A 26,054-nucleotide genomic window follows, 5' to 3' on the forward strand; every position below is an offset into this window, starting at 1 on the left:
CCCGCCTCCCGTCAGGGGAGGCGGGCCCTCGGTCATGCTCCGGGTGGCGGCGGCGGGGCTCGGCAGGGGCGGCGGTCAGACCACCTGATGGAGCCAGCGGACCGGTGCGCCCTCGCCCGCGTACCGGAAGGGCTCCAGCTCGTCGTCCCACGGCTTGCCGAGCAGTTTGGCGATCTCGGCCTCCAGCTGCGTCTCGCCCCGCGCCGAGCGGGCCAGCGCCGCGCGCAGCCGGTCCTCGGGGATCAGGATGTCACCGTGGATGCCGGTGACGGCGTGGAAGATGCCCAGGTCGGGCGTGGCGCTGTAGCGCTCGCCCTCCGCGGTGGTGCACGGCTCCGCGGTCACCTCGAAGCGCAGCATCTGCCAGCCGCGCAGCGCCGAGGCCAGCTTGGATGCGGTGCCCGGTTCGCCGCGCCAGGAGAACTCGGATCTCCAGGTGCCCGGGGAGGCCGGCTGCCGGATCCAGTCGAGCTGGACCCGCCCACCGAGCACACCCGCCACCGCCCATTCGACGTGCGGACACAGCGCGCGCGGTGCGGAGTGTACGTACAGGACTCCACGTGTCGTCACCGGGACCTCCAGTGTGGGACGAGGTTCGCCTTTCCCAGCGGCCTCAGTAAACAGCATCGGGAGCGAAACTCCGCAAAAGGGACAGCATGTGACGTGATGTAATTTACCGGAGCCGATGGGCGAAGGCGCCTGACGGTTCGACGGGGAAAAGCTACCGTGCGCCGGGCCGCTCGGTATGACGTACGGTCGGTCCGGTGGTCCGATGACACCAAGGTTTCACTCGCCAGGACGTCGACGAAAGGCCCAGGGGGATGCCCGCCGCCATACGCCCGCGCTCCGCCGCCACCCGGTGGGGAGCCGCGATCCTGCTGGTCGCAGCGGCCCTGACCGGATGTCAGGAGCCCGGCGGCGGTACGAGGACGGCGCCACGGCCGTCACCCTCGCCGACGCCCCTGTGGGACCGCAGCCCCGCCTCGCTCGCCGCTGTGGGTGACTCGATCACGCGTGGTTTCGACGCCTGTGGTGTCCTGGCCGATTGTCCCGAGGTTTCGTGGGCGACCGGTACCGACAAGCGGGTGAACAGTCTCGCCCTGCGGCTCCTCGGCGCGCCGTCGGCCGCCTCCCGCAGCTGGAACCTCGCGCGCTCCGGTGCCCGCATGGCGGAGCTGCCCGAGCAGATGGCGCGGGCCGCCGCGTACCGGCCGGAGCTGGTGACGGTGATGGTCGGTGCCAATGACGCCTGCCGGGACTCCGCCGATCTGATGACCCCGGTCGCCGATTTCCGCGCTTCCTTCGAAGAGGCGATGCGTGAACTGCGCAGGACGGCGCCCCGGGCGCAGGTGTACGTGGCGAGCGTGCCGGACCTGAAGCGGCTCTGGTCGACCGGGCGCACCAACCCGCTCGGCAAGCAGATCTGGAAGCTGGGCCTGTGCCGCTCGATGCTCGCCGACGCGGACGACCTGGGCCCCGCGGCCGAGCGGCGGCGCGAGCTGGTCCGGGCACGGGTCGTGGCGTACAACGAGGTCCTGCGGGACGTCTGCGCCCGGGACGCGCGGTGCCGGGACGACGGCGGCGCGGTGTTCGCGTACCGCTTCACTGGCGAGCAGCTGAGCCCGTGGGACTGGTTCCATCCGAGCAGCGACGGGCAGGAGCGGCTGGCGGAGATCGCCTTCCGCCAGGTCACGGCGGACCGCCCGCCCGTGTAACGGGCTGTCACGGGGCGAAGGGGTGGTGGTCCCCGGACGGTTGCCCGGGACCGCCCCGGGGCCGGCCTGGAGCAGGTTCAGACGTCGAGGGCGGCGCCCGGACGGCGGCCGGTGAGGGACCGGCCGGCCTGGATGTCATACGTCCCCGGGATCGCCCTCCACTCCCCCCGCCCTCGTCCCGGATCCCGAAGGCCCGGCGCGGCAGCGGGATGTCCGCCCGGACGGTCTCTCCGGGGGCCGCTTCGACCACCTCGGCGAGCAGCGCGTCGGGGTCGCGGCGCGGCCCGAGGTGGACGAGGGACAGCAGCATGCCCGGCAGCGGCGCCCCGTGCTCCCCGTCCAGCGGGTGGAGGAGGGACACCTCGACCGGGACGTCCCTGGTGAGGTGGACCTTGCCGCGCCCGGTCGGGCGGGCTTCGTGCAGACCTTCTCCGCGCTGCTCGACGAGAGCGTGACGGAGGGCCACCCGGCGCGGGAGTTCTTCACCCGGCGCCACACCCAGGTGCGGGCGGAGATGGCGGGCGTGGCTGCCGGGTGGGCTGGCGCCGGAACAGGCGGCGCCGCTGCTGACGGCGGTGATGGACGGGTTGCGGTAGCTGTGGCTGCTGGACCCGGAGTCGGTGGGCATGCCGGCCGCTTCCCGGGCCTTTCTGGGGTCGTCGGGGGCGCGGTAACGTTCCGGGACCCGACGGAAGGACGGCTTTCCCGTGTCCCCTGCCCCCTCTCTCGCCCGGATGGGTACGACGCTGGTGCTGGTGCTCACCGCGCTGGCCGCTTCGGCGCCGGCCTCGGCGACCGCCCCGAGCGCCGCCCCGGTTTCGGCGCCGACCGGATCCCCGCCCACCACCGAGGGAGGCGCCGAGGAGGCCCGCCTCGACCGGGCCGTACCGCGCGAGATCCTGCGGCGCGGCGGATTCGACACGGTGACCCCCGAGTTCGCGCGGGCGCTCGCCGGGGCGGGGTCGTACGCGGCGGCCGAGCGGGCCGTCGTACGGCACGGGTCGCTGCTGTGGCGGCGGGCGGTGGACCGGGTCCAGGGGCGCGGCCCCGCCGGCGGCGACCTGAGCCGGGACGACGACCGGCCGCTGTACTGGGCGCGGCTGGGCATGGCGCGTGAACTGCGCGGGTGGGAGCCCGGCTTCACCCTGCCGGCAGCACAGCGGGCCCGCCTCCTGGACCGGTTGGAGGTGACGTCCCGGGGCCAGGAAGAGATCCGCTTCCCGTCCGCGGGCAAGGGCGTCAAGCGGGTGCTGATGACCGGGTTCGACCCGTTCACGCTGGACCGTGACATCCGGATCAGCAACCCGTCGGGCGCGGCGGCCCTGGCGCTGGACGGGACGCTGGTCCGTACGGCGGACGGCGGCTGGGCGCGCGTCGAGACGGCCGTGTTCCCGGTGCGCTGGCGGGACTTCGCCGACGGTACGGTCGAGCGGGCCCTGCGCCCGCACCTGCCGCGCGTGGACCTCTTCACGACGGTGAGCCAGGGACGGGTGGGCCGCTTCGACATCGAGCGGTTCAACGGGGCCTGGAGGGGCGGTTTCCCCGACAACGAGAACGTGTCCGCGACAGGGCCGGTACCGGTCGCCGACCCGGCGTCGCAGCCGCAGTGGACGACGACGACCCTCCCGTACGCGGACCTCGTGGCGGCGGACACGGGCCGCTTCCCCGTGTACGACAACACCTCCGTGACCGAGGTCCCGCAGGGGGCGGCCGATCCGGTGGTGCGCCCCGCCGGGCCGACGCCGGGCTCGGCGGCCCGCGCGGGCGGCGGTGGCGACTACCTGTCCAACGAGATCGCCTACCGTGCGACGCTCCTGCGCGACCGGCTCGGCCTGCCCGCCCTGCCGGGCGGCCATGTGCACACGCCAGTGCTGCGGTTCGCGGCCGGCAACGCGGACGCGGTGACGGATCCGGAGTTCCTGCGCGACCGCGCGGACATCACGGCGCAGGTGCGGGCGATCATCGCGGTGGCGGCGGACACGGCCGGGTAGCCGTCGCCGCCGGGCGCGTCAGCGCTTGTGGAGGGTGTACGGGTTCGGCGCGGTGGGCGGGACCTGCGGATGCCGCGGGTCCTGGGGGGCCGTCAGGTCGCGGGCCATCAGGGTGGCACCGGCCACCGCGCCCGGCATCAGGAACACCGCGACGAACGGAACCAGGAACGCGAGCGTCAGGGGGACGCCGAAGCCGAGCGTGAGCATGCGGCGACCGCGCAGCAGGGCGAGGCGTTCCTTCAGTTCGACGCGGCGCCGCTGGAGGGCGACCGCCGTGAGCTCCTCGGCGAGGAAGAAGCCGGAGACGCAGAAGCCGATGACCGGGACCACGGTCTGGCCGATGACCGGGATGAAGCCCAGGGCGAAGAGGAGGATGCCGTACAGCGCGACGAGGGCGAGGACGCGCAGGCTGTCGCGGCCGGAGATCCACAGTTCGCGCCAGAGCGGCAGTCCCGACTCGGGAACGTCGCCGCCCTCGGTGCGGTCGACCTGCTCGGAGAGCGACTCGTAGAAGGGCTGGCCGACGAGGAGCGTCACGGCGGTGAAGGTGACCACGACCAGGAACAGGCCGAAGGCGAAGAGGAGGGCGGTCAGGAAGCCGCGGAACATGGACTGCCAGGGCGACGACCAGTCGTCCGCGAAGGGGGTGGCCCACGCGGTGAGGTCGTCGGCGCCGTACGCCAGGCCGATCAGCGCGCCGGCGTACAGCACGAGGGTGACCAGGCCGGGCAGCAGCCCGAACCCGAACCACCGGCCGTGCCGGCCGACCCACCGCTGGCCCTTGACCAAGTAGCCGAAGCCCACCCCGAGATCACGCATGGGGGCCACCCTATCGGGGGACGGCGGCAGGGCCGCACCCCGCGTGGGGTGCGGCCCTGCCGGACGACCGTGCCGGACGACCGTGCGTACGACGCGCGTCGCTGACGACGCGTACGTACGGACGCGATCAGACAGCCAGCTCGACCGTGATGTTGCCGCGGGTCGCCTTGGAGTACGGGCAGACCTGGTGGGCCTTCTCGATGAGCTCCTTGGCGGTGGCGGCGGACACGTTCGGGATCTTCGCGGAGATCCGGACGATGATGCCGAAGCCCTCGGCGTTCTTGCCGATGCCGACCTCGGCGGTGACCGTCGAGCCCGAGATGTCGGCGCCCTCCTGGCGGGCGACCACGCCGAGCGCGCCCTGGAAGCAGGCGCTGTAACCGGCGGCGAAGAGCTGCTCCGGGTTGGTTCCCTCGCCGGAGCCGCCCATCTCCTTGGGCGGGTTGACCACCACGTCGAGCTTGCCGTCGTCGGTGGAGACGCGGCCGTCACGGCCGTTCTCGGCGGTGGCGACGGCGGTGTACAGGACGTCGGACTGCTGTATGGACATGTAAGAGGTTTCCTCCTGTGTTGCGCCGCGACTCGCGCCCACGATCACGGCGGCCTGGAGTGAGCCTAACGGGTGAGCGAAACGATCATCTTGCCGGTGTTCTCGCCGCGCAGCATGCCGAGGAAGGCCTCGACGCCGTTCTCCATGCCCTCGACGACGGTCTCGTCGTACTTGAGCGAGCCGTCACGCAGCCAGCCCGACACCTCCTGGACGAACTGCGGCTGGAGCGCGGCGTGGTCGCCGACGAGCATGCCCTGCAGGCGCAGCCGCTTTCCGATGACCAGCGCCATGTTGCGCGGGGCGGGCGTCGGCTCGGTCTCGTTGTAGCCGGCGATCATGCCGCAGATGGTGACGCGGCCGTGCACGTTGAGCCGGGAGATCGCGGCCTCGAGGTGGTCGCCGCCGACGTTGTCGAAGTAGACGTCGATGCCGTCGGGGGCGGCCTGCTTGAGCTGCTCGGTGACGGAGCCGTTCTTGTAGTTGAAGGCCGCGTCGAAGCCGTACTCCTCGGTGAGGAGCTTGACCTTCTCGTCCGAACCGGCCGAACCGATGACGCGGGACGCGCCCTTGAGCCTGGCGATCTGGCCGACCTGGCTGCCGACGGCGCCGGCCGCGCCGGAGACGAAGACGGCGTCGCCCTCCTTGAAGGAGGCCACGTCGAGGAGGCCGGCGTACGCGGTGAGGCCCGTCATGCCGAGGACACCGAGGTACGCGGAGAGCGGGGCGAGGGACGCGTCGACCTTGGTGGCGTGCTTGGCGTTCACCTCGGCGTACTCGCGCCAGCCGAGGCCGTGCAGGACGTGGTCACCGACCGCGAAGCCCTCGGCGTTGGAGGCGACGACCTCACCGACGGCGCCGCCGTCCATGGGCTGGTCGAGCTGGAAGGGGGGTACGTAGGACTTGACGTCGTTCATCCGGCCCCGCATGTACGGGTCGACCGAGAAGTGCAGGTTGCGGACGAGGATCCGGCCCTCGCCCGGCTCGGCGACCGGGGCCTCCCGGAGGGCGAAGTCCTCGGGCTTCGGCCAGCCGTGCGGGCGGGCGACGAGGTGCCATTCACGGCCGGACGCGGGAAGAGCGGACATGGTGCGGTGCCTCCTGGAAATTGCTTCACTACCTGAAACAACCGTGGGGTAGATATTTCATGTTGTCAAGTAACTGGGTATCCTGGTGCCCATGGCCAGCAGCACACGCCCCGCAGACCCGCTCACCCTCGAGGTGGTCGAGCTCATCGCCACCGTCGTGGCCCGCTACCACGAGGAGTACGAGCAGGCAGCGGCGAAGCACTCCCTGACCGGCGCCCAGGCGCGCGTCCTCGGGCTGCTGTCGCTCGAACCGCTCCCGATGCGCCACATCGCGACTTCCCTGCGATGCGAGCCGTCGAACATCACGGGCATCGTGGACCGCCTGGAGGCACGCGGCCTCGTCGAACGCCGCCCGGACCCGGCGGACCGCCGGGTGAAGCTGGCCGCCGCGACCCCGGAGGGCCACGCGACGGCGCGCCGCCTGCGCGACGCCCTGCACTTCGCGCGCGAGCCGCTGGCGGCGCTCTCGGAGGAGGAGCGGACGGCCCTCCGCGACCTGCTGCGCCGGATGCTGGGGGAAACGGAGCTCTAGGTCCTCGAGGTGGCGTCGTCCGCCCGTAGGGCGGGCCCGGCGGCGTCTGGGGCGGACGAGTACTTCCCCGATCACGTCGTCGACAGGGGCAGAGCGATCCTGCTGCGGCTGTGCGAGCGGATCGAGGCTGAGCAGCCGTCGGACCTCGTGGCCCGCTACGTGCTCACCCAGGCCGCGACGGAGGAGTTCAACCTGCTGGAGGCGGAGTTCGAGGCAGCCGGGAGTGAAACCGAGACGGCTGCGCGGGAGGAGCGGTGCCCTCCTTCGAGCGGTCTCCTTCCTGCGGTCTCCTTCGGGGCAGGGGCTCGCCCGCAGCGCGCTCGCGCATGGGAGCGGCGCGCCGGCGCAGGGGCCTGAGAGACCCCCCCGGTCGCGTCAGACGCACCACCACAGGAACCAGTCGCACGACTCCGTCTGCGACGGTTCCGGCGCCGGCTCGGGCGGGGGCTCCGGGGCTGGGTCGGAGGTGGGCGGGTCGCCGTCGCCGCCCGGGTCCCCGTCGCCGCCCGGGTCGCCCTGGTCGCCGGGGCCGTCAGGGTCGCCCGGGTCCGCCGGGCCGGGATCGGCGGGGCGGGGATCGCCCGATTCGGGGTCGGCCGGGGCGTCCGGGGACCCGGGGGCCGACGCGGAGAAGGAGGCACCGGGGGCCGGGGCGCCCGCGGAAGCGGAGGCGCTGGGGGCACCGGACGCCCCGTCGCCGCCGCCCGACTCCTCGTCGCCCGACGGGCCGGGCGCGCCGGAGGTCGCGGAGCCGGTTTCGTTCACGGGGCTGGGACCGTCCGGCCGCTCACCGTCGTCCGACGGCCCCAGCGGTGCCGGTTCCGACGTCCGCGCCGCGTCCTCTTCCCGTACGGCGGTGGCGGCGCCGTCCTCCCCCGGGTGCTCGATCGCCAGCTCGGCCAGGCTCAGCGCGCCGGCCGCCAGCACCAGGGCCCCCAGCACGATCAGCGCCTTGCGGCCACGGCGCGTGCGGGCGCGGCGGCCGGACGTGCGGGCCCGGCGGCGGGTGTCCTGGGCGCGCGCACGGCGGGGCCCGGCGGGCGCGTGGCCCTCGTCCCGGCTCAGCTCGATGACGAGGTCGTCCGCCGCGGATATGTGCGGGGCGTCGTGCCGGAGCTCCTCGACGGGCGTTCCGCAGCCGGCGCAGGCCAGGGCGCCGTTGAGGTGCCGCTGACACTGGTGGCAGAAATCCATGGCGCCCGCAGAGTATGCGGGCGTCGCCCGCCGGAGATAGGCGGCCCTGTGAGGATCCTGTGTGGAACGGGCCATTCCTCGGCGCGGCGGCTCGATCCCCGCTCGGTTCCTGCCGGAACAACCGGAAGGGCCGGGAACAGCCGGGAAGGATCGTAAGGATCGTAAGGACCGGAAGGGCGGGAAGAGCCGGAAGGGGCAGGATGTCCGCATGATGGACAGCGCTCCGTTCGGTCCACTCGACTTCCAGCTCGTCCTGCTCCGCCGCATGGCCGACTTCCAGCCGGGCCTGGTCGAGGACGCCCGCCGTGAGCTGGGTGCCTCGATCGCCGACATGCGCGAGGCGAACCGCCGCTGGCAGGCCATGTCGCGCTCCCCCCGGGCGCGCGGCGCGCTCGCCCGCTACCGTTCCGTGCTCGGCGAGCCCGCCTCGCGCACCCGCCGCAGGATCGGCGACCTGGAGTGCGACGCGTTGCTCTGGCGCGTACCGCTCTGGCCCGACCTGCGCTTCGAGGTGCTCACCGCGCCCGGAGGCGACGTCGGCGGCGGAGGCGGTCGTGGTGGCGGTGGGGGTCGTGGTGGCGGTGGGGGTCGTGGTGGCGGTGGGGGTCGTGGTGGCGGTGGGGGTGGCGTGTGGAACGCATGGCTCATCAGGGCCCCCGGCGCCCCCGGCCCCGAGCTGCGGAGCGCCGCCGACCTGCGGCCCTGGAGCTGCACGGTCGACGAGGTGGCCCGTGCCTTCGCTCCGGCCCGCCCTCTGGAGGGCAGCGCGCCCACCCGGTGGCGGCTGGCGTTCACGCTGCCGGACGGATCACCGTGCGTCGCGGAGTTCACGTGGGGCCTCCTGCAGCGGCTCGTGGAGTTCCCGTGACCACCGGCTCGAACAGCCCCCGCCCTGTCACTCCGTCAGCTCCCCCAGCGCGCGCCGGGCGCCCCGCGATCGCACGATGCGAAGACGTACCGCTCTCGGGAGGATCACCGCCGTGACCGTCAGTCTTGAGCAGTTGCGCCGCTGCCACGTCGCCGTCGACCTGGGAGCCGCCAGAACCCGGGTGTTCGTCAAGGGCATCGGGCTCGTCGTCGACGAGCCGAGCGTCGCCGCCGTCAACACCCGCACCGGCGCGCTGATCGCCGTCGGCGAGTTCGCGGAGAAGATGACCGGACGCACCCCCGACTACATCCGCGTCGCACGCCCCGTCTCCGGCGGCACCGTCGTCGACATCGAGATGGCTCAGCGCATGCTGCGCCACCTCCTCGGCGAGAAGCTGCGCCGCCAGCTCCGCCGCAAGCCCCTGCTGCGCGCCGCCGCCTGCACCCCGCACGACAGCGATCCGCTCGCACAGCGGGCCACCGTCGAGACGCTCGTCGGCCTCGGCGCCCGCCGCGTCGAACTCGTCGACACGCTCATCGCGGCGGCCGTCGGCTGCGGACTGCCGGTGGAACAGCCCACCGCCACCATGATCCTGGTCTGCGGGGCGGCCACCACGCAGGTCGCGGTGTTGTCGCTCGGGGCGATCGTCACCGCCGCGCGCATCCCTGTCGGCGGCAACGCCATCGACCACGCGGTCATCCAGTACCTGCGCCACCAGCACGAGCTGATGCTGCCGAGCCAGTCCGTACGGCCCCTCCAGCTCGCCCTGCACGGCAATGGCCTCACCCCGGCGGGCCCGGCCTCCACCGAGATCCACGGGCGGGACGTGGCGACCGGCCTGGCCCGCTCGGTGCTCGTGGACACCGCCGCCGTACGCCAGGCCCTGCACACGCCGCTGACGGCCGTGCTCGACGGCATCGGCAAGGTGCTGCGCGACTGCCCGCCCGACCTGGTCGCCGACCTCGTCGACCGCGGCATCATGATGGTCGGCGGCAGCGCGTTGCTGCCCGGCCTCGACCAGATGCTGCGCGACGCCACCGGCATGCCGGTGCACATCGCGGAACGGCCCGACATCTGCACCGTCCTCGGGCTCGGGGCGATGCTGGAGGGGCGCATCCAGCCACTCACGCTGAACCCGCTCGTCGAAGCCGATTGAGTCCGGGCCGGTTGAGTGCGGGCCAGTGAGTCCGGGGCCAGTGAGTCCGGGTTCGGTGAATGCGGGTTCGGTGAATGCGGGTTCGGTGAATGCGGGTTCGGTGAGCCCCCGGCCGACGGGGTCCCGGCCCGGTGAGCCCCGGCCGACGGGGTCCCGGGGTGAGCCGCGGCCGTCCGGGTCCCGGCCCGGTGGGTCCGGGAGTCCCGGTGCGCTGTGAGTCCTGCCGGGTGAGGCGGGACGTGCCGTGAGTACGGGTTCGCTTCCGGCGCTCCTCCAAGCCGTCCTGAGCGTCGGCACCGACCTCGACCTGCGTACCACCCTCCAGCGCATCGTCGAGTCGGCCGCCGAGCTGACCGGCGCGCGGTTCGGGGCGCTGGGGGTCGTCGACCCCGAGCGGGGCCGGATCACCGCGCTGTACACGGTCGGCATGACCGAGGCCGAGCGGCAGCGCATCGGCCGGTTGCCCGACGGGCACCGAGGGGTGCTGGGCGCGCTGATCGAGGACGCGGAGCCGCTGCGGCTGGACGATCTGACGACCCACCCCCGCTCGTGCGGCATGCCGCCCGGCCACCCGCCGATGCGCTCCTTCCTCGGCGTACCCGTCCGCGTCGACACCCAGGTGTTCGGCAACCTCTACCTCACCGAGAAGCGGGAGGGCACGTTCACCGACGAGGATCTCGCGATGCTGCGCGTACTGGCCTCTCAGGCCGGCATCGCCATCGGCAACGCCCGGCTGTACGAGACGGCGCGGCAGCGGGAGCGCTGGATCGAGGGCGCCGCGGCGGTGACGACCGCGCTGCTGACGGGTGAGGCGGCGGCCGACGCGCTGACGACGGTGGCCGAGCGGGCCCGGGTGCTCGCCGACGCGTCGGCGGGCGTCGTCCTCCAGCCGACGGACGAGGGCGGCATGGAGATCGTCGCCGCGTCGACCCCGCACGACCCGGGGGACCTGATCGGTACGACGATCGCGCCCGGCTCGCCCGTACTGGAGCAGCTGCTGGGCGGGGAGCCCGTCTTCGTCGAGGACTCGGCCACCGACCCCCGGATGACGACGCGGGTACGCACGCGGTTCGGGCCGTCGATGATGCTGCCGCTGCAGAGCGGCGGCAAGCTCATCGGCACCCTGGCCCTGCCGCGCCGGCGCGGTGGCCCGCCGTACACGGCGGTGGAGCGGCTGCTGGCGTCGCAGTTCGCGTCGCAGGCGGCCCTCGCCCTCGTACTGGCGGACGCGCGGCACGACCGGGAGCGGCTGGCGGTGTACGAGGATCGTGACCGCATCGCTCGTGACCTGCACGACCTTGTCGTGCAGCGGTTGTTCGCCACCGAGATGATGCTGGAGTCCACGCGGCGGCGGGCGGAGGGCTCGTCCCCCGAGGACGAGCTGCTGGGCAGGGCCGTGGACGAGCTGGACTCCACGATCCAGGAGGTGCGGACCGCGATCTTCGCGCTCCAGCAGCCCCCGGCCGACGTGCCCCGCTCCGTCCGCGGCCGGGTGCTCCGCGAGACCGGTGGCGCGGGGGTCCTCCTCGGCTTGCGGCCGTCGGTCCACTTCACCGGCGCGGTGGACACCCTGGTCACCGGCGCCGTGGCCGATGAGCTCCTGGCCACCCTGCGCACCGCGCTCGCCGCGGCGCACCGCCGGGCGGACGTGTCCTCGGTGGACGTCGAGGTGGACGCGACGGCCGTGCTTCCGGACGGCCGCCCGGGCGTGCGCCTGGTGGTGACGGACGACGGCACCCGGGACGACGGCACGCGGGGTACGACGCTGACGTGGCAGTCGCCGCGCTGAGGAACGGCGCGCGCGAAGAGCGCGGGCGCGCGAGGAACGACGCGACCGGGGCCCTCTACGGGCGCGGCCCCGGTACGCCGTACGCGCAGCAACGCTCGGCGCCCGTCCCGTGCCCCGCCTTGACCGGCTTCGTGGATACCGTCGCGAAGCCCGCCGCCGCGCCCACGGTCCCCGCTCCACCGCCGCGTACCGCGAGCTCGTCATGGCCACGGTCGGCTTCACGCTGGGCGTGACAGTGGTGAGCGGCACAGCGGGCGCGGCTTTCCCCTCGGCGCCGGTGGGGAGAATGCTGGGGCCCGGCAGTTGAACAGCCCTGTGCGGCGATGCGAGGAGGACCACCTGTGAGCTCCCTGTTCCCGGCCCTGGCCGGCCGGCCGGACCGGCCCGCCCTGCGCTTCGGCGAGTCGGGCCGCGCGCTCGCGTACGGCGAACTGCGGGCGACGGCCGGAGCTCTCGCGGCGCGGCTGGAGGGAAGGCGCAGGGTCGCCGTCTGGGCGACGCCCACCCTGGAGACCGCCGTCGCGGTGGTCGCCGCGCTGCTCGCCGGCGTACCGGCCGTGCCCCTCAACCCGAGGACCGGCGAGCGCGAGCTGAGGCACATCGTCGGCGACAGCGCGCCGGACCTCGTGCTGGCCGCGCCGCACGACGAACTGCCCGCTCCGCTGGCGGGCGTGCCGCGCCTCGGCGTCCCCGTCGGAGGCGGGGACGCACCGCTCCCGGGCGGCACGGACCTCACGGACCTCACGGACGAGCCGGGGGACCCGGAGGCGCCCGCGCTGATCGTCTACACGTCCGGCACCACCGGCCCGCCGAAGGGCGCCGTCCTCCCCCGCCGCGCGCTCGCCGCGTCGCTCGACGCCCTGGAGGACGCCTGGGCGTGGACGGCCGACGACGTCCTCGTGCACGCCCTGCCGCTCTTCCACGTCCACGGGCTGATCCTGGGCACCCTCGGCCCGCTGCGGCGCGGCGGATCGGTACGCCACCTGGGCAGGTTCACGACGGAGGGCGTGGCGCGGGAGCTGGCGTCCGGCGGGACGATGCTGTTCGGCGTGCCGACGATGTACCACCGGCTCGCCGAGGCCCTGCCCACCGATCCGGAGTTGGTGAAGGCGCTGGCGGGGGCGCGGCTGCTGGTCTCCGGATCGGCGGCGCTGCCCGTCCACGACCATCAGCGGATCGCCGCCGCGACGGGGCGGCATGTGATCGAGCGGTACGGCATGACGGAAACCCTGATGAACACGAGCGTCCGCGTGGACGGCGAGGCGCGCCCCGGCTCGGTCGGCGTCCCGCTGGGCGGGGTGGAACTGCGGCTAGTCGAGGAGGACGGGTCGGAGATCACGGCGTACGACGGGGAGACCGTCGGCGAGATCCAGGTACGCGGTCCGAACCTGTTCACGGGGTACCTGAACCGGCCGGACGCCACGGCCGCCGCGTTCGACGGGGCCTGGTTCCGCACCGGTGACATGGCGGTACGGGAAGCGGACGGGGCCGTACGGATCGTGGGCCGCAAGGCGACCGACCTGATCAAGAGCGGCGGTTACAAGATCGGTGCCGGGGAGATCGAGAACGCCCTCCTCGACCACCCGGGTGTGCGCGAGGCCGCCGTCACCGGTGAGCCGGACCCGGACCTGGGGGAGCGGATCGTCGCCTGGGTGGTCCCGGCCGATCCCGCACGGCCCCCGTCGGAGTCGGAGCTGGCCGACCATGTGGCGGCCCAGCTCGCCCCCCACAAGCGCCCCCGGACCGTCCGTCTCCTCGACGCGCTGCCCCGCAACGACATGGGCAAGGTCATGAAGCGGGCGCTCCATGACTGAGCGCATGTCCGCGCGCGAAGCCATCGCGCTCGTCACCGACGCGTTCGTGGAACACACCCCGCCCGCCGGGTCCGCCGCGCCCGACGGGCCGCTCTCCTGGTACGGCTACGACGCTTCACGCGCGCGTGCCGCCGACCGTACGGGCGAGGACGAGTCCGTCCTGTACGGCACGGCGACCCTCGGGGAAGGCCGGCCGTGCGCGCTGCTCGCTTTCGAGTTCGGGTTCCTCGGCGGCTCGCTGGGCGAACGGGCCGGTGACCGGCTGGAGGACGCCTACCGGCTGGCGCGCGAGCGGCGCATCCCGCTCGTCTCGCTCGTCGCGACGGGCGGCAGCCGGATGCAGGAGGGGATGGTGGCGCTCACCCAGCTCCAGCGGGTGGCCCGGGCGACGGTGCTGCTGCGGGAGGCGGGGGTGCCGCACATCGCGGTGCTGCGCGACCCGGCGACCGGCGGGGGGTGGGCGACCGTCGGCGCGGGCGCCGATGTGATCCTGGCGCTGCCCGGGGCGCAGATCGGGTTCGCCGGGTCGCGGGTGCGGCCGGCGGACGCGGAGCCGACTGCGTACACCGCCGAAGGGCAGCTGGCGGCGGGACAGGTCGACGGTGTCGTACGCCCCGAGGAGCTGCGCGAGACGGTCACGCGCTGGGTGACCGCGCTGTCCGGCTCACCGACCGGGTCATCGGCCCCGTCACCGGCCGGGTCCGGGGCTCCGCGGCCGGTGCCGCCGCCCGGTGCCCTGGCGGACACGCCGCTCCCCGGCAGCGGCTGGGACGCGGTGCGCCAGGCCCGTGACCCGGCACGGCCGCGTGCCGAGGCGTACCTCGACCGGTACTTCGAGCACCGGCTCCCCCTCGTCGGCGACCGCTGCGGCGGTACGGACCCGGGCGTACTGTGCGGTGTCGGGCTCCGTCCCGACGGCGGCGCGGTCGCGTACGTCGCCCAGTGCGGCACGGCGACCCGACCGGCCGGTTACCGCACCGCGGCACGGGTGGTCCGGCTCGCGGACCGGCTCGGCCTCCCGGTGCTGACGCTCGTCGACACCCCGGGCGCCGCGAACGACGCCGAGGCCGAGCGGGCGGGCGCGGGCGCGGCGATCGCCGACGCGTTCGCGGCGATCGCCGGGGCGCGGGTGCCGGTGACGACGCTGCTGATCGGCGAGGGCGGCTCGGGCGGGGCACTGGCCCTGGCCGCCCCGGACAACACATGGGCGACGCCCGACAGTTACTTCTCCGTGATCGCCCCGGAGCTGGCCGCGGCGATACTCAAACGACCGCCGGACCAGGCACCGCACACGGCCGAGCAACTGCGGCTGCGCCCCCAGGACCTGGTGGAGCTTGGGATCGTCCAGGGCATCGTCCCGTGATCAATACACCTGGGTCGTGTCTTCGAGGTACCCAGCGCCCCGGTCCGCCGTAACGCCCCTGTCGGCCCCGGCACCCACCACCGCGCGCGTGCCGGCCGCGGCCTTGGCCGGACGGGTGTGAGGGCCGAAGGGCCGACGCTGGCGGGGCGGGCCGGCGCAGACCCGGAGGGACCCGTGCTCAGCCGGGGGAGCCGGGCGGGGCCGGGTCCTCCAGGCACTCGCCCGCCGCCCCGGTGTCGGCCAGGTCCAGCGCGGCGGTGAGTTCCTCGATGCGGGCACGCAGGGCGCGGATCTCGTCCAGCGGCATGCCGGTCGCGGCGGCGATCCGCCGCGGCACCCCGGCGGCCCGCTCCCGCAGCGCGAACCCGGCCGGGGTGGGACGGACGGTGACGGACCGCTCGTCCTCGGGGCTGCGCCGGCGCTCGACGTACCCGGCGCTCTCCAGACGCTTGAGGAGCGGCGACAGGGTGCCGGAGTCCAGGCGCAGGTGCTCGCCGATGCGCTTGACGGGCAGCTCGCCGTGTTCCCAGAGGACCAGCATGACCAGGTACTGGGGGTAGGTCAGGCCCAGCTCCTTGAGCGCCGTGCGGTAGACGCCGTTGAACGCGCGCGTGGCGGCGTGCAGGGAGAAGCAGATCTGGTGGTCGAGGCGGAGGAAGTCCTCGTCCCGCGCGGTACCGGCCGTGTCCATGACCCCAGGGTACCGAAGGAACCCCCGATTTAGTTGTGCACAACTGAATCGTGCGCTACAAATAGGGGAGCCATCCCGCCACCGCACGAGAAGGAGGGCCCATGAACGCCCTGTACACCGCCGTCGCCACCGCCAACGGCCGTGAAGGCCGTGCCGTCAGCTCCGACGGGCGGATCGACCTCCCGCTCGGCCTGCCGGCGTCCCTGGGCGGCAACGGCCAGGGCACCAACCCGGAGCAGCTCTTCGCCGCCGGGTACGCCGCGTGCTTCGCCAGCGCCATGAGCGCGATAGGCCGCCAGGAGAAGATCGACGTCAAGGACGTCTCCGTCACCGCCGAGGTCAGCATCGGCAAGGACACCGACGGCGGCTTCGGCCTCGCGGTCGTGATGCGCGTCGAGCTCCCCGACCACCTCGCGGGCGAGGCCGGCCGCGAGCTGCTGGAGAAGACCCACGCGTACTGCCCGTACTCCAAGGCGACCCGCGGCAACATCCCGGTGGAGATTGTCGCCGAGTAATCACCACCCGCCACCGCCGCGCGACGGCGACAGAAGGGCCCCGGACACGTCCGGGGCCCTGGCGCGCTGCCCGGATCAGTAACCCGGGCCCGCCCAGCCCGTGACGGCTGCCTCCTCCAGCCTGCGCGAGCGGTAGCTCTCCCCGTCGAGGGTGATGACCTCCGCGTGGTGGACGAGGCGGTCGACCATCGCCGAGACGGTGTCGCCGTCGCCGAAGACCTCCCCCCAGCGGCCGAAGGGCCGGTCACTGGTGACGATCAGCGAGGCGCGCTCGTAGCGGTGCGACACGAGGCGGAAGAACAGTCCGGCCACATCGTCGTCGAACGGCACGTACCCGACCTCGTCCACGATCAGCAGCGGATACGTGTCGAGCTCGGTGAGCAGCTTGGCGAGCCGCCCCGCGGCCTTCGCCTCCTGGAGCCGGTCGGCCCACTCGGCGGCGGTGGCGAACAGCACCCGGTGGCCGGCCTGGCAGGCTCGTACCCCCAGCGCGATGGCGAGATGCGTCTTGCCGGTCCCGGGCGCGCCGAGGAAGACCACATTGGCCTTGTGTGTGACGAAGTCGACTTTCCCGAGCCGGGCGAGGGTCTGCGGGCCGGGCGACCGCAGCTGTCCGTCGTCGAACATCTCCAGCACCTTGCGCGCCGGGAAGCCCGCCTCCGTGACCCGCTCCTCCGCCCCGGACTCCCACTCGTCCGGCTCCTCCCGCTCATCCCCGTGGGGCCGGCCACTCCCACGAGGGCGATCACCCCCACGAGCCCGGTCACTCCCATGGGGCCGGTCATCCCCCCACTCCCCCTCACCCGTCCGCGCGCCCCGCTGCCGGGGCAGCACGACGGGCTCGGGGTGCTGGTGGTCCTTCAGCCCGTGACCCCTCTCGTGCGCCGTCATGGGCCCGGACATGTACGCCAGGATCGCGGCCGAGAAGATGAACGCCATGTGGATCACCGTGCCCCACAGCAGCGAGTGCTGATCGGTGTGGTGCACGTCGACGAACATCTGGAGCAGATGCACCGACGAGATCCCGACGATGGCGGTGGCCAGCTTCACCTTCAGCACATTGGAGTTGACGTGCGACAGCCACTCGGGCTGGTCCCGGTGCCCTTGCAGGCCGATGCGCGAGACGAAGGTCTCGTACCCGCCCACGATCACCATGATCAGCAGATTGGCGATCATCACGACATCGACCAGCTTGAGGACGGCGAGCATGACGTACGTCTCGTCCGCCTGCCCGCTGAAGACATGGTTGATGAGGTTCCACAGCTCATTGAAAAACTTGTAGACGTACACCCCCTGGGCGGCCACGAGGCCGAAATACAGGGGTGCTTGGAGCCAGCGCGTCGCGAACAGGGCACAACCGAGCGTGGTCATGTTCGACGCGGACGAGGCGGAGCGGGACAACGGCACCTCCAACGACGGGGAGATGCGCCATTCTTGTGGGCTGTCGGCGAAAATCTGAATTCGAGGCACCCGTTGGGATGAATAGAATTCCAGTAACACCGGGTCGACTTGAGGGCTCATCGCTCTGCCGACACCCGCCCGGGGCCGACATGTCGATATGTGCCTACCGGATACGGGCGCGGCAGCCGGTTGTCAGGTTTCGCGCCGGACCGAGAGAGCGCGTAGTCGTAGCCGCCGCAGGCGTACGCCGTGTGGACGTCGGTCAACCGAGGACTGCGCCGGAGGACGTTCCTCGTGTGGAGGAGTGGCAGGTGATACGCCCCTCCGTGACCTTCTCACTGACCGTCCGGTAGGCCTGGGCCGCCCTGTCCGGGTCGGTCTCGGCGATGGCACGGTCGAGGAGGTTGTTGATGTCGGGGTCATTGACCTGCGCGAGATCGGGGTTGTTGCTCGGCGCGATGAAGCGGCCGTCGACCAGCGGCTGGGGGTCGAGCTTCTTGACGCGAAGGTCGATGCCGACCTGCTTCGGTGCGGCCCGAAGCGACTCGGCCGCGTCGATGTGAGTCCGTTTGTCATTCGGCACGGCGATGTTGGTGGTGAAACCGTCCGGCCTGCCGCACCCCACCAAGGCCTCCCGGGCGCGGGTGCGGGTGCCGGGTGCGTACGCGTCGAACTGGTACGGGCCGCCGGCGAACGGCTTGCGTCCGTACCCGCCCTTCGTGTCCTTTCCCTCCTTCACCGGAGAAGCGGCGGCCATCGCCGGCATGTGTTCGAAGTCCCTTTGGGCTTGGGCCGTTTGCACACGATGGTTCTGGCGTCGGGGGTTCGAATGGCGCTCAGGCCCAGCTTGTCCTCGTACGGGCCGCGGTGGCCGCCCGGGATCGAGGACCTGCTGGAAATGGAGGGGAGGCCGGGCAGTGTGTCCTGGGCCCGGAGACGTTCGATGCCGTACTCGATGTCCCGCGAGGTCACCTCTTCGCCGTCCTGCCGGGTGACCCCGTCGCGAAGCGTGTAGGTGTAGGTCCTGCCGTCCTCGGACACCTTCGCGGTGCTGGTGGCCAGGTCCGCCGCCCGTTCGGTATTGCCGAGGCCGGGCTCGGTCGCTTACGTGACCAATTGCCGCGCGTAATACCGGGCGAAGTTCCACATGAAGCTGAAATAGCCGCGCTGCGGGTCCCATGAGTCGGCGTCCTGACCGCCGGTGAACTTCAGCGTGCCGCCCTCAGCGTCCGATCCGTTGGCCACTTTCCCGATGGCGACTCCATATCCATCGGTGGAATCGCCGCCGGGCTCGTCATCGCGCCAGGCGAGGACGGTGGGAATGCCGGCCGCCGGGAGAAGGGGGAGCGTGACCGCGCCGACCACGACCCGCGTGTTCCGGACCTTCCTCCGGTGCTTCGGGCCGGGGCGGACAGGAGGGCCGCCCGTATCGGGTTCACCGGCGTGTCGTCACGCTCGTCGCCCACGTGCGACCGGTCGTCGCCCTGTTCGCCGGCGACGCCGGGGGGCTCGGGGGACGCGAGGGGTCCGGAGGGCTCACGGCGCCCGGGAACAGCTTCGGTCAGCAGCTTCCGGGGGAAGAGGTCCCGATGGTGAGGGTGGCCGGGGTGGCGCAGCAGCCGCCCTCGGTGGGTTCTTCGGCGGTGGGCCGGTCGAACAGGCCCGATCCGCCGCAGACGCCGGTCTCGGGCAGGGTCAGCTCCACGCGCTCGGCGGCCTCCTGGTCGCCGGCGAGGGCGGCGGCGATGGAGCGGACCTGCTCGTAGCCGGTCATGGCGAGGAACGTCGGAGCGCGGCCGTAGCTCTTCATGCCCACCAGGTAGACGTCCTTCTCCGGGTGGGAGAGCTCGTTCACGCCGTGCGGGTAGACGGTGCCGCAGGAGTGCTGGTTGGGGTCGATCAGCGGGGCCAGCGATACGGGTGCCTGGAGGCGCTCGTCGAGGCCGAGGCGCAGTTCGGAGACGAAGGAGAGGTCCGGGCGGAGGCCGGTGAGGGCGATGACCTCGTCGACCGGGTCGAGGCGGCGGCCGTCCTCGGCGACCAGGACCAGCCCGTCGCCGCTCCTGTCGACGGCGGTGGTGCGGAAGCCGGTGACGGCGTCGGCGTGTCCGTCGTCCACGGCGGCCTTGGCGGCCAGCCCGAGGGCGCCGCGGGCGGGAAGCTGGTCGGCCTCTCCCCCGCCGAAGGTGGCGCCGCTGATGCCGCGGCGCAGGATCCACACGGCGCGGGTTCCGGGGACCTGCTTCGCCAGGTCGGCGAGCGCGGTCAGGGCGGTGAAGGCGGAGGCGCCGGAGCCGATGACGGCGGTGCGCCTGCCGGCGTACCGGGCGCGGACGGCGGGGTCCGTGAGGTCGGGGACGCGGTAGGAGACGCGGTCCCGGGCGGCCCGTTCGCCGAGGGCGGGCAGGCCGTCGCCGCCGATCGGGCCGGGCGTGGACCAGGTGCCGGAGGCGTCGACGACGGCCCGCGCGGTGATCCGCTCCTCGGTGCCGTCGGCGTACGACACATGGACGGTGAAGGGCTGCCGCTCCCGGTCGGCGTCGACGACGCGGTCGCGGCCGAGGCGGGATACGCCGGTGACGCGGGCGTCGTAGCGGACCGTGTCGCCCAGGACGTCGGCGAGCGGCTGGAGGTAGAGCGAGGCCCAGTCCCCGCCCGTGGGGTACGCCGTGGTGTCGGGCGTCGTCCAGCCGGTGGGCGCGAGGAGCTTCTCGGCGGCCGGGTCGATGAGCTCGGACCAGGGCGAGAACAGCCGTACGTGCCCCCACTCGCGTACCGCGCCGCCGGCCACGGGGCCGGCCTCCAGGACCAGGGGTTCGATACCGCGCCCGGTGAGGTGGGCGGCGGCGGCCAGGCCGACGGGGCCCGCTCCGATGACGACGACGGGAAGGTGCTGCTCGCTCATGACGGTGGTCTCCTCGAGGGAAGCCTGATTCGACGGATGTCGATGTCTTGAGCTTGTCACCGGCATCGACGAGTGTCAACATAGACACATGTCGAAGTCTCGGATGGTCGAACTCCCGGTCGTACAGGCCGAGGAGGTCGTCCCGTGCTGCCCGCCGATCACCTCCGCCGAGCTGTCACAGGCCGACGCGGAGAGGATGGCCGGGATGTTCAAGGCGCTCGCGGACCCGGTGCGACTGCGCCTCTTCTCCAAGGTCGCTTCGCACACGGGAGGCGAGGCGTGCGTCTGCGACATCGCCGACGTCGGCGTCTCTCAGCCCACCGTCTCCCACCACCTGAAGAAGCTGCGCGAAGCCGGTCTGCTCACCTCGGAACGGCGCGGCACCTGGGTCTACTACAAGGTCGCCCCCTCCGTGGTGGCGGCCATGTCCGGCCTGCTCGACGTGCGCTCCTGACCGCGCGGGACATCACCGCGCGGTCGTGAACCTCCGGCGCCAGGCCAGGGACACGTACACCAGCGCCACCAGGACCGGGACCTCGATCAGCGGGCCGACGACCCCGGAGAGGGCCTGGCCGGAGGTCACGCCGAAGGTCGCGATGGCGACGGCGATGGCGAGTTCGAAGTTGTTCCCGGCGGCGGTGAAGGCGAGCGTGGCGGTGCGGTCGTACGCGAGACCGATGGCCTTGCCGAGCGCGAAGGTGCCGAACCACATCACCGCGAAGTAGACGAGCAGGGGCAGGGCGATCCGCACGACGTCGAGGGGCTGCGAGGTGATGGTCTTCCCCTGGAGCGCGAAGAGGATCACGATCGTGAAGAGCAGGCCGTACAGCGCCCACGGACCGATCCTCGGCAGGAAGCCGGACTCGTACGCTTCACGGCCGAGCCTCTTCTCGCCGATCCGCCGCGTCAGGAAGCCGGCGAGGAGCGGGACGCCGAGGAAGATGACGACGTTCAGCGCGATCTTCCACATCGAGATGTCCAGGTGCTCGCCGTGGCCGAGGCCGAGCCGGCCGGGCAGCAGGTCCAGGTAGAACCAGCCGAGCAGGCCGAAGGCGAGGACCTGGAAGACGGAGTTGAGGGCGACCAGCACGGCCGCGGCTTCACGGTCGCCGCAGGCCAGGTCGTTCCAGATGATGACCATCGCGATGCAGCGCGCGAGGCCGACGATGATCAGGCCGGTGCGGTACTCGGGCAGGTCCGGCAGGAAGATCCAGGCGAGGGCGAACATCACCGCGGGGCCGAGGACCCAGTTGACGACCAGCGAGGAGACCATGAGCCTGCGGTCGCCGGTGACGGCGTCGAGCCGGTCGTAGCGGACCTTCGCCAGGACCGGGTACATCATGATCAGCAGACCGGCGGCGATGGGCAGGGAGATGCCGCCGATCTCCACCTCGGCAAGGGCGTCATTCAGCCCCGGGATCAGCCGTCCGAGGCCGAGTCCGAGGGCCATGGCCAGGAGGATCCATACGGCGAGGAAGCGGTCGAGCGTGGAGAGCTTCGCGACGACCGACGATTCCTCGGTGGACGCGGGCGCATCGGTGCGGGTCACGGGCAGGCCCTCTTGTTGTCGGCGGCGGTACGGGCGGACTCGGCCAGGTCGGCGAACTGCCCGGCGAGCCGGCCGATGACGTCGGGCCTGAGCCGGTAGTAGGTGAACCGGCCGCACGGCTCGGTCTCCACCACTCCGGCCTCCCGCAGCACTCTCAGGTGGTTCGACAGGTTCGTCTGCCGGGCGCCCGTCTCCTCCACCAGGTGCGTGGTGCAGAGGGTCTCGCGGGACAGCAGGGTCACGATCCGCAGCCTGAGCGGGTCGGCCAGCACCCGAATCAGATCAGCGTCGACTGACGTCATCATGCGCTGATACTGTCACATCAGTGGTGACTGACACCATTGGGTGCTGATGGGCGCTGATGGGTGCCCGCGGCCCGCCTGTCCTGAGATGAGAGACCGCCGTGCCCGACAAACCCTCCGTGCTGTTCGTCTGCGTCCACAACGCCGGCCGCTCCCAGATGGCCGCCGCCTGGCTGAGCCACCTCGCCGGGGACCGCGTCGAGGTCCGCTCGGCGGGCTCCACCCCGGCCGACCATGTCAACCCGGCCGCCGTCGAGGCGATGCGCGAGGTCGGCATCGACATCTCCGCCGAGACCCCGAAGATCCTCACCGTGGACGCGGTCAAGGAGTCGGACGTCTGCATCACCATGGGCTGCGGCGACACCTGCCCCGTCTTCCCCGGCAAGCGGTACCTGGACTGGACGCTGGAGGACCCGGCCGGCCAGGGCGTCGAGGCGGTCCGGCCCATCCGTGACGAGATCAAGGCCCTGGTCGAGGGCCTGATCGACGAGATCGCCCCGGGGAGAGCCGGCTGAGGCCGCGAAAAACCGGCCCACCGTGGAAGCATAAAAAATACGCAGGTCAGAACGATTCTTCTGACCTGCGCTCCGGTGGGGCGGGTGGGACTCGAACCCACGGCCGACGGATTATGAGTCCTTTTCTGATCTTCCGATCCGCCCCGCTCTTGCCTCGATCTTCCTATAACCGCAGGTCAGAGGTACTTCGCCGTTCTGGCTCTGCGCCGGCCTTCCTGATCCTTCCGGGTCCTTCCGTCCACTGCGTGTCCACTGGGCGCCCCCCGAGAGCCTTTCCGGAGGACGCGCTTAAGGATGTCTGCGGGATCGATGCAGGTTGAGCGTGGAGGAAGACGACGTCTCGAACTCTCACGCAGCGGAGTGCCTTACAGACGGAAAGGACCTCGCCCCCTTCGCCCGGGGGTGGAGCCATACGGCGTTTCTACTGGTCAGCCGCCTGTGGACAAGAGTACCGAAGTCGGCTCCGAGCGGGGCCAGCATGTTCGCCCGGCTGCGTGCTGACACCCTGGTCGATGGCATCGACGGCCACTTGTGACCCGCCTTGTTTCCTTGTGAACTTGTCGCATGCACCGCTGGAAAGCGTTGAACGATCGACAACTCACGCTCCTCAGGAAACTTGCTGCCGACGAGGATCCCGGCGCTCAGGATCCGGGCATGCGGCGGTCAACCTATGCGCTGCGCGATCAGGGTCTCGTGACGGTGAGCCGCCGGGGTGGCGGCTGGCGGGCGGAAGTTACTGAGGCAGGGCGTTTCTACCTGCAGCACGGTCATCATCCGGAGCATCCGGCACACGGGCGCACGGCTGCTGGCGAGTCGAAGGCATCGGTTACCGTGGCGAAGGGCAGGGTCCGCGGCTCCACGACAGCGACGACAGCTCATGGGAGCAAGCCGGCGACCACCCGTAAGAAGCAGCCAACGCCGTACAGCGAAAGGCCCATCCCCGTCGCACGCCGCGCAAAAGCGACCAAGCTCGTGGAGCGATTGGTCGCCGAACGCCATGTGGTCATATCAGAGCCTGACGAGGATGAGATCACCGAGTGGCGACGTGTCATCGACTTCGCCAAGCGGCACAAACTCGCGCCGGCGGGCAAACGCATCGAGAAGCAGCGACTGTGGAACGCGGGCCGTGATCTGCAAATCTCGTTGATAGACGGCCCACATGCCAACTCTGGGCGGAGGTCCCCAGAGGAGAACCCGCGGGTTTCAGTCCCCGGGCAGTTGCGCTCGCCGCACCGCGTCGTGGCGGCCTTGAGAGACAACGAGCGCCGGCTTCTTATGCCGCCCTCTCTGCGTCGCCGTGCTTTGCTGCTGCTGCAAGGGCTCGCAGCAGAGGCGGAACGCCGGGGATACAAGGTACGCGAGCAGCGGGTCCCTGAGCGTGACCACCGTTCAGCGCACTATTACAACGGTCGGTACTTTCCCGCGAGTTGTCGGGAAGGGGTGCTGGAGATCGTTATCGACGGCTTCACCAGCTGCGTCACTATCAAGCAGGAGTTTCCCCAGTCTGCCGACCCGAACCGTTCTCAGCAGCTCGCTCTGGACATCGGGTACAGCCGGTCCAAGAGGCAGCACCACTGGGGCGACCGTAAGCGGTCGAAACTCGAGGACGTCCTCGGGATCGTGCTCCGGGAACTGGAGACTCGCGCGGTCGAGGAGCAGCAGAGGAAGCTGGATGAGGAACGCGCGAAGGAAGAGCGCCGCATCCGTTGGGAAGCGGCCATGGCTACCGCCAGAGAGAAGGCTGCTCAGGCTCGCTTCGCAACGATTCTCCGTGAGCAGGCAAGGCAGTGGCAGGATGCGCACGCGCTCCGCCAGTACTGCGACGCTTTGGAGCGCAGGATCAATGTAGCGGCGGACGAGGACGTCGACGTCGAATCGGCTCGTGCCTGGTTGCGGTGGGCACGCGACTACGCGGAGACCCTCGACCCGCTGACACAACTACCGACCATGCCGTCGGGGCTGGCGTTCGAGCCTGAAGATCTCAAGCCGCACCTCAACGGGTGGAGTCCGTACGGTCCGGAAGCGCACGCATCGGCTTGGAGCACTTCTTGAGGGGAGGCGTGCCTCGCCTCTGTGTTGTGCGAGCATCGTCAACCGAACACCTGACCGTGCGACAGGGCCGCGCCGTCTCCACGCGAGAGCGCGGCCCTGCCTGCGGTGATCAGCCTCGCTGCGAGGTCACTCCGGGATGTTTCCTCCCCCTGGTGTTGCGGAGTCCACGCCTGATGCGCCTTCCGTTTGTTCGAGGTGGTGCACTGCAGCGATCTCTGCGGCGAGCGCCTGCCGAGCCTGCCTGAGGCGTTCGCGGTGCTTCCTTAGTGCCTCTTGGGTGCGCGCGAGGGCCTTTGCTTGACGTGCCTCCAGCTCAGTGAGCCTGGCTATCTGCCGTTCGGAGTGAGCAATCTCGTCTGATCTCAGAAGTGTCGTGGGCCGGCGAGCTACCGGTCTACGGGCTGGCGTGCGTCCCTTGTTCATCTGTGCGTGGGCGAAGGCCAGGAACTCGTCGCGGGGGATGTACTTAACGCGCCTGTCGCCGACACCCGTCAGCAAGACGATCTCCGGGAAGGTTGCGTGGCGCTTGGCCCAGTTGCTGACGGTGGAGCGAGTGACGCCGACGAGGGCTGCTCCGGCGGCGAGGTTTATCAGTTCATCTTCGCGTCCCTTGTACTCGGGGCGGAGCCACGTGACGGACTTGGGGTCGCTCACGCAGCCTCGCTCTCGTTGTACCCAAGGAGCAACGTTTCGGTGATCGCTGTCCGATGCTCCGTCCTTGGTGGTTGTACGGCGAGGTCGTAGCCGCCTCCGGGCGCTTTGCCGGGCAAGTGCCGTTTCTCGATTCCTGTGCGGATGGTGCGCACGGGCCCGCCTGTGTCGAGCCAGCCCTTCGGGTACAGGTGCGTGGCGTGAGTGGTCCAGTGCCGGCCTCGGCGTTCGGGGAGCGCAGGGAGGTCGCGCCATCCCTCGTGGGTGTGGTCGTGGGCGTCTTCGACGGCTGGGTCAGTTCGTCGGCGGTCGGGGCCTTCCCAGGTGCAGCCGAGGCACGCGCCTCGGTGGAGATAGGCCCAGATGTCGCCGGAGCCGTCTGGGGCGAGGCGGCCCCAGCTACGGACGAGGACGGTGGGCTGGTGATCGGCGGTCGGTTCGGGCGGGGTGTGATGGGTGAAACCGGGGTGTCCCCAGGCGATGCGCCAGCAGTGGCGGCTGTTGCTGGTCTTGTCGCGGTAGCGGGGCAGGTAGGCGGCGTGGCGTGCGACGGCGCCACGGCGTTCGTCAGGTGTGGTCATGGGTCGGTCTCCGGAG

Annotated in this window: 27 protein-coding genes, 1 tRNA gene and 2 pseudogenes; 14 read left to right on the forward strand and 16 right to left on the reverse strand. The window is 71.7% G+C overall.

Features of this window, described 5'->3' with window-relative positions:
• Positions 1–75 precede the first annotated feature (75 nt).
• Positions 76–570, reverse strand: coding sequence for a DUF3145 domain-containing protein (locus tag ABZZ38_RS20760; protein WP_356741905.1), 495 nt, complete (start codon positions 568–570; stop codon positions 76–78).
• Between the two features lie 251 nt (positions 571–821).
• Here ABZZ38_RS20760 and ABZZ38_RS20765 point away from each other — a divergent pair, with 251 nt between their 5' ends.
• From ABZZ38_RS20765 to ABZZ38_RS20775, 3 genes and pseudogenes are all read left to right on the forward strand, one after another.
• Positions 822–1,715, forward strand: a complete 894-nt coding sequence (locus tag ABZZ38_RS20765) for an SGNH/GDSL hydrolase family protein (RefSeq protein ID WP_356741907.1) — start codon at positions 822–824, stop codon at positions 1,713–1,715.
• Between the two features lie 406 nt (positions 1,716–2,121).
• Positions 2,122–2,308, forward strand: a pseudogene (locus tag ABZZ38_RS20770) (TetR family transcriptional regulator); the annotation flags it as partial.
• A 141-nt stretch (positions 2,309–2,449) separates the two neighbouring features.
• The gene (locus ABZZ38_RS20775) at positions 2,450–3,706 is read left to right on the forward strand and encodes a pyroglutamyl peptidase (protein WP_356742088.1); all 1,257 of its coding nucleotides are present in this window, start codon (positions 2,450–2,452) and stop codon (positions 3,704–3,706) included.
• 18 nt (positions 3,707–3,724) lie between these two features.
• Here ABZZ38_RS20775 and ABZZ38_RS20780 read toward each other — a convergent pair whose 3' ends face one another.
• From ABZZ38_RS20780 to ABZZ38_RS20790, 3 genes are all read right to left on the reverse strand, one after another.
• Entirely contained in the window at positions 3,725–4,525 is an 801-nt protein-coding gene (locus ABZZ38_RS20780; RefSeq protein ID WP_356741909.1) for an EI24 domain-containing protein, read from the reverse strand.
• Between the two features lie 127 nt (positions 4,526–4,652).
• On the reverse strand, positions 4,653–5,075 hold the full coding sequence (locus ABZZ38_RS20785) for an organic hydroperoxide resistance protein (RefSeq protein ID WP_356741912.1): 423 nt from the start codon (positions 5,073–5,075) through the stop codon (positions 4,653–4,655).
• Positions 5,076–5,140: 65 nt separating this feature from the next.
• A complete protein-coding gene (locus tag ABZZ38_RS20790; protein ID WP_356741914.1) occupies positions 5,141–6,160 on the reverse strand; it encodes an NADP-dependent oxidoreductase in 1,020 nt (339 codons plus the stop codon).
• Between the two features lie 91 nt (positions 6,161–6,251).
• Between ABZZ38_RS20790 and ABZZ38_RS20795 the strand changes: the two genes are divergently transcribed.
• Both ABZZ38_RS20795 and ABZZ38_RS20800 read left to right on the forward strand, forming a co-directional pair.
• Positions 6,252–6,692, forward strand: a complete 441-nt coding sequence (locus ABZZ38_RS20795) for a MarR family transcriptional regulator (RefSeq protein WP_356741916.1) — start codon at positions 6,252–6,254, stop codon at positions 6,690–6,692.
• A gap of 9 nt (positions 6,693–6,701) precedes the next feature.
• Positions 6,702–6,944, forward strand: a pseudogene (locus ABZZ38_RS20800) (DUF5713 family protein); the annotation flags it as partial.
• A gap of 123 nt (positions 6,945–7,067) precedes the next feature.
• On the opposite strand, the gene ABZZ38_RS20805 reads toward ABZZ38_RS20800, so the two are convergent.
• Positions 7,068–7,886, reverse strand: coding sequence for a hypothetical protein (locus ABZZ38_RS20805; protein WP_356741918.1), 819 nt, complete (start codon positions 7,884–7,886; stop codon positions 7,068–7,070).
• A 208-nt stretch (positions 7,887–8,094) separates the two neighbouring features.
• Here ABZZ38_RS20805 and ABZZ38_RS20810 point away from each other — a divergent pair, with 208 nt between their 5' ends.
• The 5 genes from ABZZ38_RS20810 (at position 8,095) to ABZZ38_RS20830 (ending at position 14,876) form a co-directional block, all read left to right on the forward strand.
• Positions 8,095–8,754 (forward strand): hypothetical protein, encoded by a 660-nt coding sequence (locus ABZZ38_RS20810; protein WP_356741919.1) that lies wholly within the window; start codon positions 8,095–8,097, stop codon positions 8,752–8,754.
• Between the two features lie 112 nt (positions 8,755–8,866).
• A complete protein-coding gene (locus ABZZ38_RS20815; protein WP_356741921.1) occupies positions 8,867–9,910 on the forward strand; it encodes a rod shape-determining protein in 1,044 nt (347 codons plus the stop codon).
• Positions 9,911–10,154: 244 nt separating this feature from the next.
• Positions 10,155–11,699, forward strand: a complete 1,545-nt coding sequence (locus ABZZ38_RS20820; protein ID WP_356741923.1) for a GAF domain-containing protein — start codon at positions 10,155–10,157, stop codon at positions 11,697–11,699.
• A 341-nt stretch (positions 11,700–12,040) separates the two neighbouring features.
• Positions 12,041–13,513, forward strand: coding sequence for an acyl-CoA synthetase (locus ABZZ38_RS20825; RefSeq protein WP_356741925.1), 1,473 nt, complete (start codon positions 12,041–12,043; stop codon positions 13,511–13,513).
• A complete protein-coding gene (locus ABZZ38_RS20830; RefSeq protein ID WP_356741928.1) occupies positions 13,506–14,876 on the forward strand; it encodes a carboxyl transferase domain-containing protein in 1,371 nt (456 codons plus the stop codon). The genes ABZZ38_RS20825 and ABZZ38_RS20830 overlap by 8 nt, the downstream gene beginning before the upstream one ends.
• Positions 14,877–15,054: 178 nt before the next feature.
• Here the strand turns inward: ABZZ38_RS20830 and ABZZ38_RS20835 are convergent, their stop codons facing one another.
• Complete coding sequence (locus tag ABZZ38_RS20835) at positions 15,055–15,567, reverse strand: MarR family transcriptional regulator (RefSeq protein WP_356741930.1); 513 nt, start codon at positions 15,565–15,567, stop codon at positions 15,055–15,057.
• A 101-nt stretch (positions 15,568–15,668) separates the two neighbouring features.
• Between ABZZ38_RS20835 and ABZZ38_RS20840 the strand changes: the two genes are divergently transcribed.
• Entirely contained in the window at positions 15,669–16,082 is a 414-nt protein-coding gene (locus ABZZ38_RS20840) for an organic hydroperoxide resistance protein (protein ID WP_356741932.1), read from the forward strand.
• Between the two features lie 75 nt (positions 16,083–16,157).
• Here ABZZ38_RS20840 and istB read toward each other — a convergent pair whose 3' ends face one another.
• The 5 genes from istB to ABZZ38_RS20865 form a co-directional block, all read right to left on the reverse strand.
• Complete coding sequence (istB, locus tag ABZZ38_RS20845) at positions 16,158–17,453, reverse strand: IS21-like element helper ATPase IstB (RefSeq protein ID WP_356741935.1); 1,296 nt, start codon at positions 17,451–17,453, stop codon at positions 16,158–16,160.
• Between the two features lie 292 nt (positions 17,454–17,745).
• The gene (locus tag ABZZ38_RS20850; RefSeq protein WP_356741940.1) at positions 17,746–18,240 is read right to left on the reverse strand and encodes a hypothetical protein; all 495 of its coding nucleotides are present in this window, start codon (positions 18,238–18,240) and stop codon (positions 17,746–17,748) included.
• Entirely contained in the window at positions 18,219–18,524 is a 306-nt protein-coding gene (locus ABZZ38_RS20855) for an ABC transporter substrate-binding protein (RefSeq protein WP_356741945.1), read from the reverse strand. Before ABZZ38_RS20855 ends, ABZZ38_RS20850 begins: the two co-directional genes overlap by 22 nt.
• A 63-nt stretch (positions 18,525–18,587) precedes the next feature.
• Complete coding sequence (locus tag ABZZ38_RS20860) at positions 18,588–18,848, reverse strand: hypothetical protein (RefSeq protein ID WP_356741947.1); 261 nt, start codon at positions 18,846–18,848, stop codon at positions 18,588–18,590.
• A gap of 196 nt (positions 18,849–19,044) precedes the next feature.
• Positions 19,045–20,388 carry an NAD(P)-binding domain-containing protein gene (locus tag ABZZ38_RS20865; protein WP_356741949.1) on the reverse strand — a complete coding sequence of 448 codons (1,344 nt, stop codon included), beginning with the start codon at positions 20,386–20,388 and terminating at the stop codon, positions 19,045–19,047.
• A gap of 88 nt (positions 20,389–20,476) precedes the next feature.
• Between ABZZ38_RS20865 and ABZZ38_RS20870 the strand changes: the two genes are divergently transcribed.
• On the forward strand, positions 20,477–20,842 hold the full coding sequence (locus tag ABZZ38_RS20870) for a metalloregulator ArsR/SmtB family transcription factor (RefSeq protein WP_356741953.1): 366 nt from the start codon (positions 20,477–20,479) through the stop codon (positions 20,840–20,842).
• A 12-nt stretch (positions 20,843–20,854) separates the two neighbouring features.
• On the opposite strand, the gene arsB is transcribed toward ABZZ38_RS20870, so the two are convergent.
• Entirely contained in the window at positions 20,855–21,937 is a 1,083-nt protein-coding gene (arsB, locus tag ABZZ38_RS20875; RefSeq protein WP_356741956.1) for an ACR3 family arsenite efflux transporter, read from the reverse strand.
• Positions 21,934–22,242, reverse strand: coding sequence for a metalloregulator ArsR/SmtB family transcription factor (locus ABZZ38_RS20880; RefSeq protein ID WP_356741958.1), 309 nt, complete (start codon positions 22,240–22,242; stop codon positions 21,934–21,936). Before ABZZ38_RS20880 ends, arsB begins: the two co-directional genes overlap by 4 nt.
• 98 nt (positions 22,243–22,340) lie before the next feature.
• Between ABZZ38_RS20880 and ABZZ38_RS20885 the strand changes: the two genes are divergently transcribed.
• A complete protein-coding gene (locus tag ABZZ38_RS20885) occupies positions 22,341–22,754 on the forward strand; it encodes an arsenate reductase ArsC (protein ID WP_356741960.1) in 414 nt (137 codons plus the stop codon).
• Positions 22,755–22,830: 76 nt separating this feature from the next.
• Here ABZZ38_RS20885 and ABZZ38_RS20890 read toward each other — a convergent pair.
• Positions 22,831–22,899, reverse strand: a tRNA-Ile gene (locus tag ABZZ38_RS20890).
• Between the two features lie 419 nt (positions 22,900–23,318).
• Here ABZZ38_RS20890 and ABZZ38_RS20895 point away from each other — a divergent pair.
• On the forward strand, positions 23,319–24,806 hold the full coding sequence (locus ABZZ38_RS20895) for a hypothetical protein (protein ID WP_356741962.1): 1,488 nt from the start codon (positions 23,319–23,321) through the stop codon (positions 24,804–24,806).
• Between the two features lie 126 nt (positions 24,807–24,932).
• Here the strand turns inward: ABZZ38_RS20895 and ABZZ38_RS20900 are convergent, their stop codons facing one another.
• Together ABZZ38_RS20900 and ABZZ38_RS20905 are read right to left on the reverse strand one after the other, a co-directional pair.
• Entirely contained in the window at positions 24,933–25,460 is a 528-nt protein-coding gene (locus tag ABZZ38_RS20900; RefSeq protein ID WP_356741965.1) for a hypothetical protein, read from the reverse strand.
• Complete coding sequence (locus tag ABZZ38_RS20905) at positions 25,457–26,038, reverse strand: DUF6349 family protein (protein ID WP_356741967.1); 582 nt, start codon at positions 26,036–26,038, stop codon at positions 25,457–25,459. The genes ABZZ38_RS20900 and ABZZ38_RS20905 overlap by 4 nt, the downstream gene beginning before the upstream one ends.
• Positions 26,039–26,054 lie beyond the last annotated feature (16 nt).

The organism is Streptomyces sp. NPDC006368, from assembly GCF_040612535.1.
Taxonomy (GTDB): Bacteria; Actinomycetota; Actinomycetes; order Streptomycetales; family Streptomycetaceae; genus Streptomyces.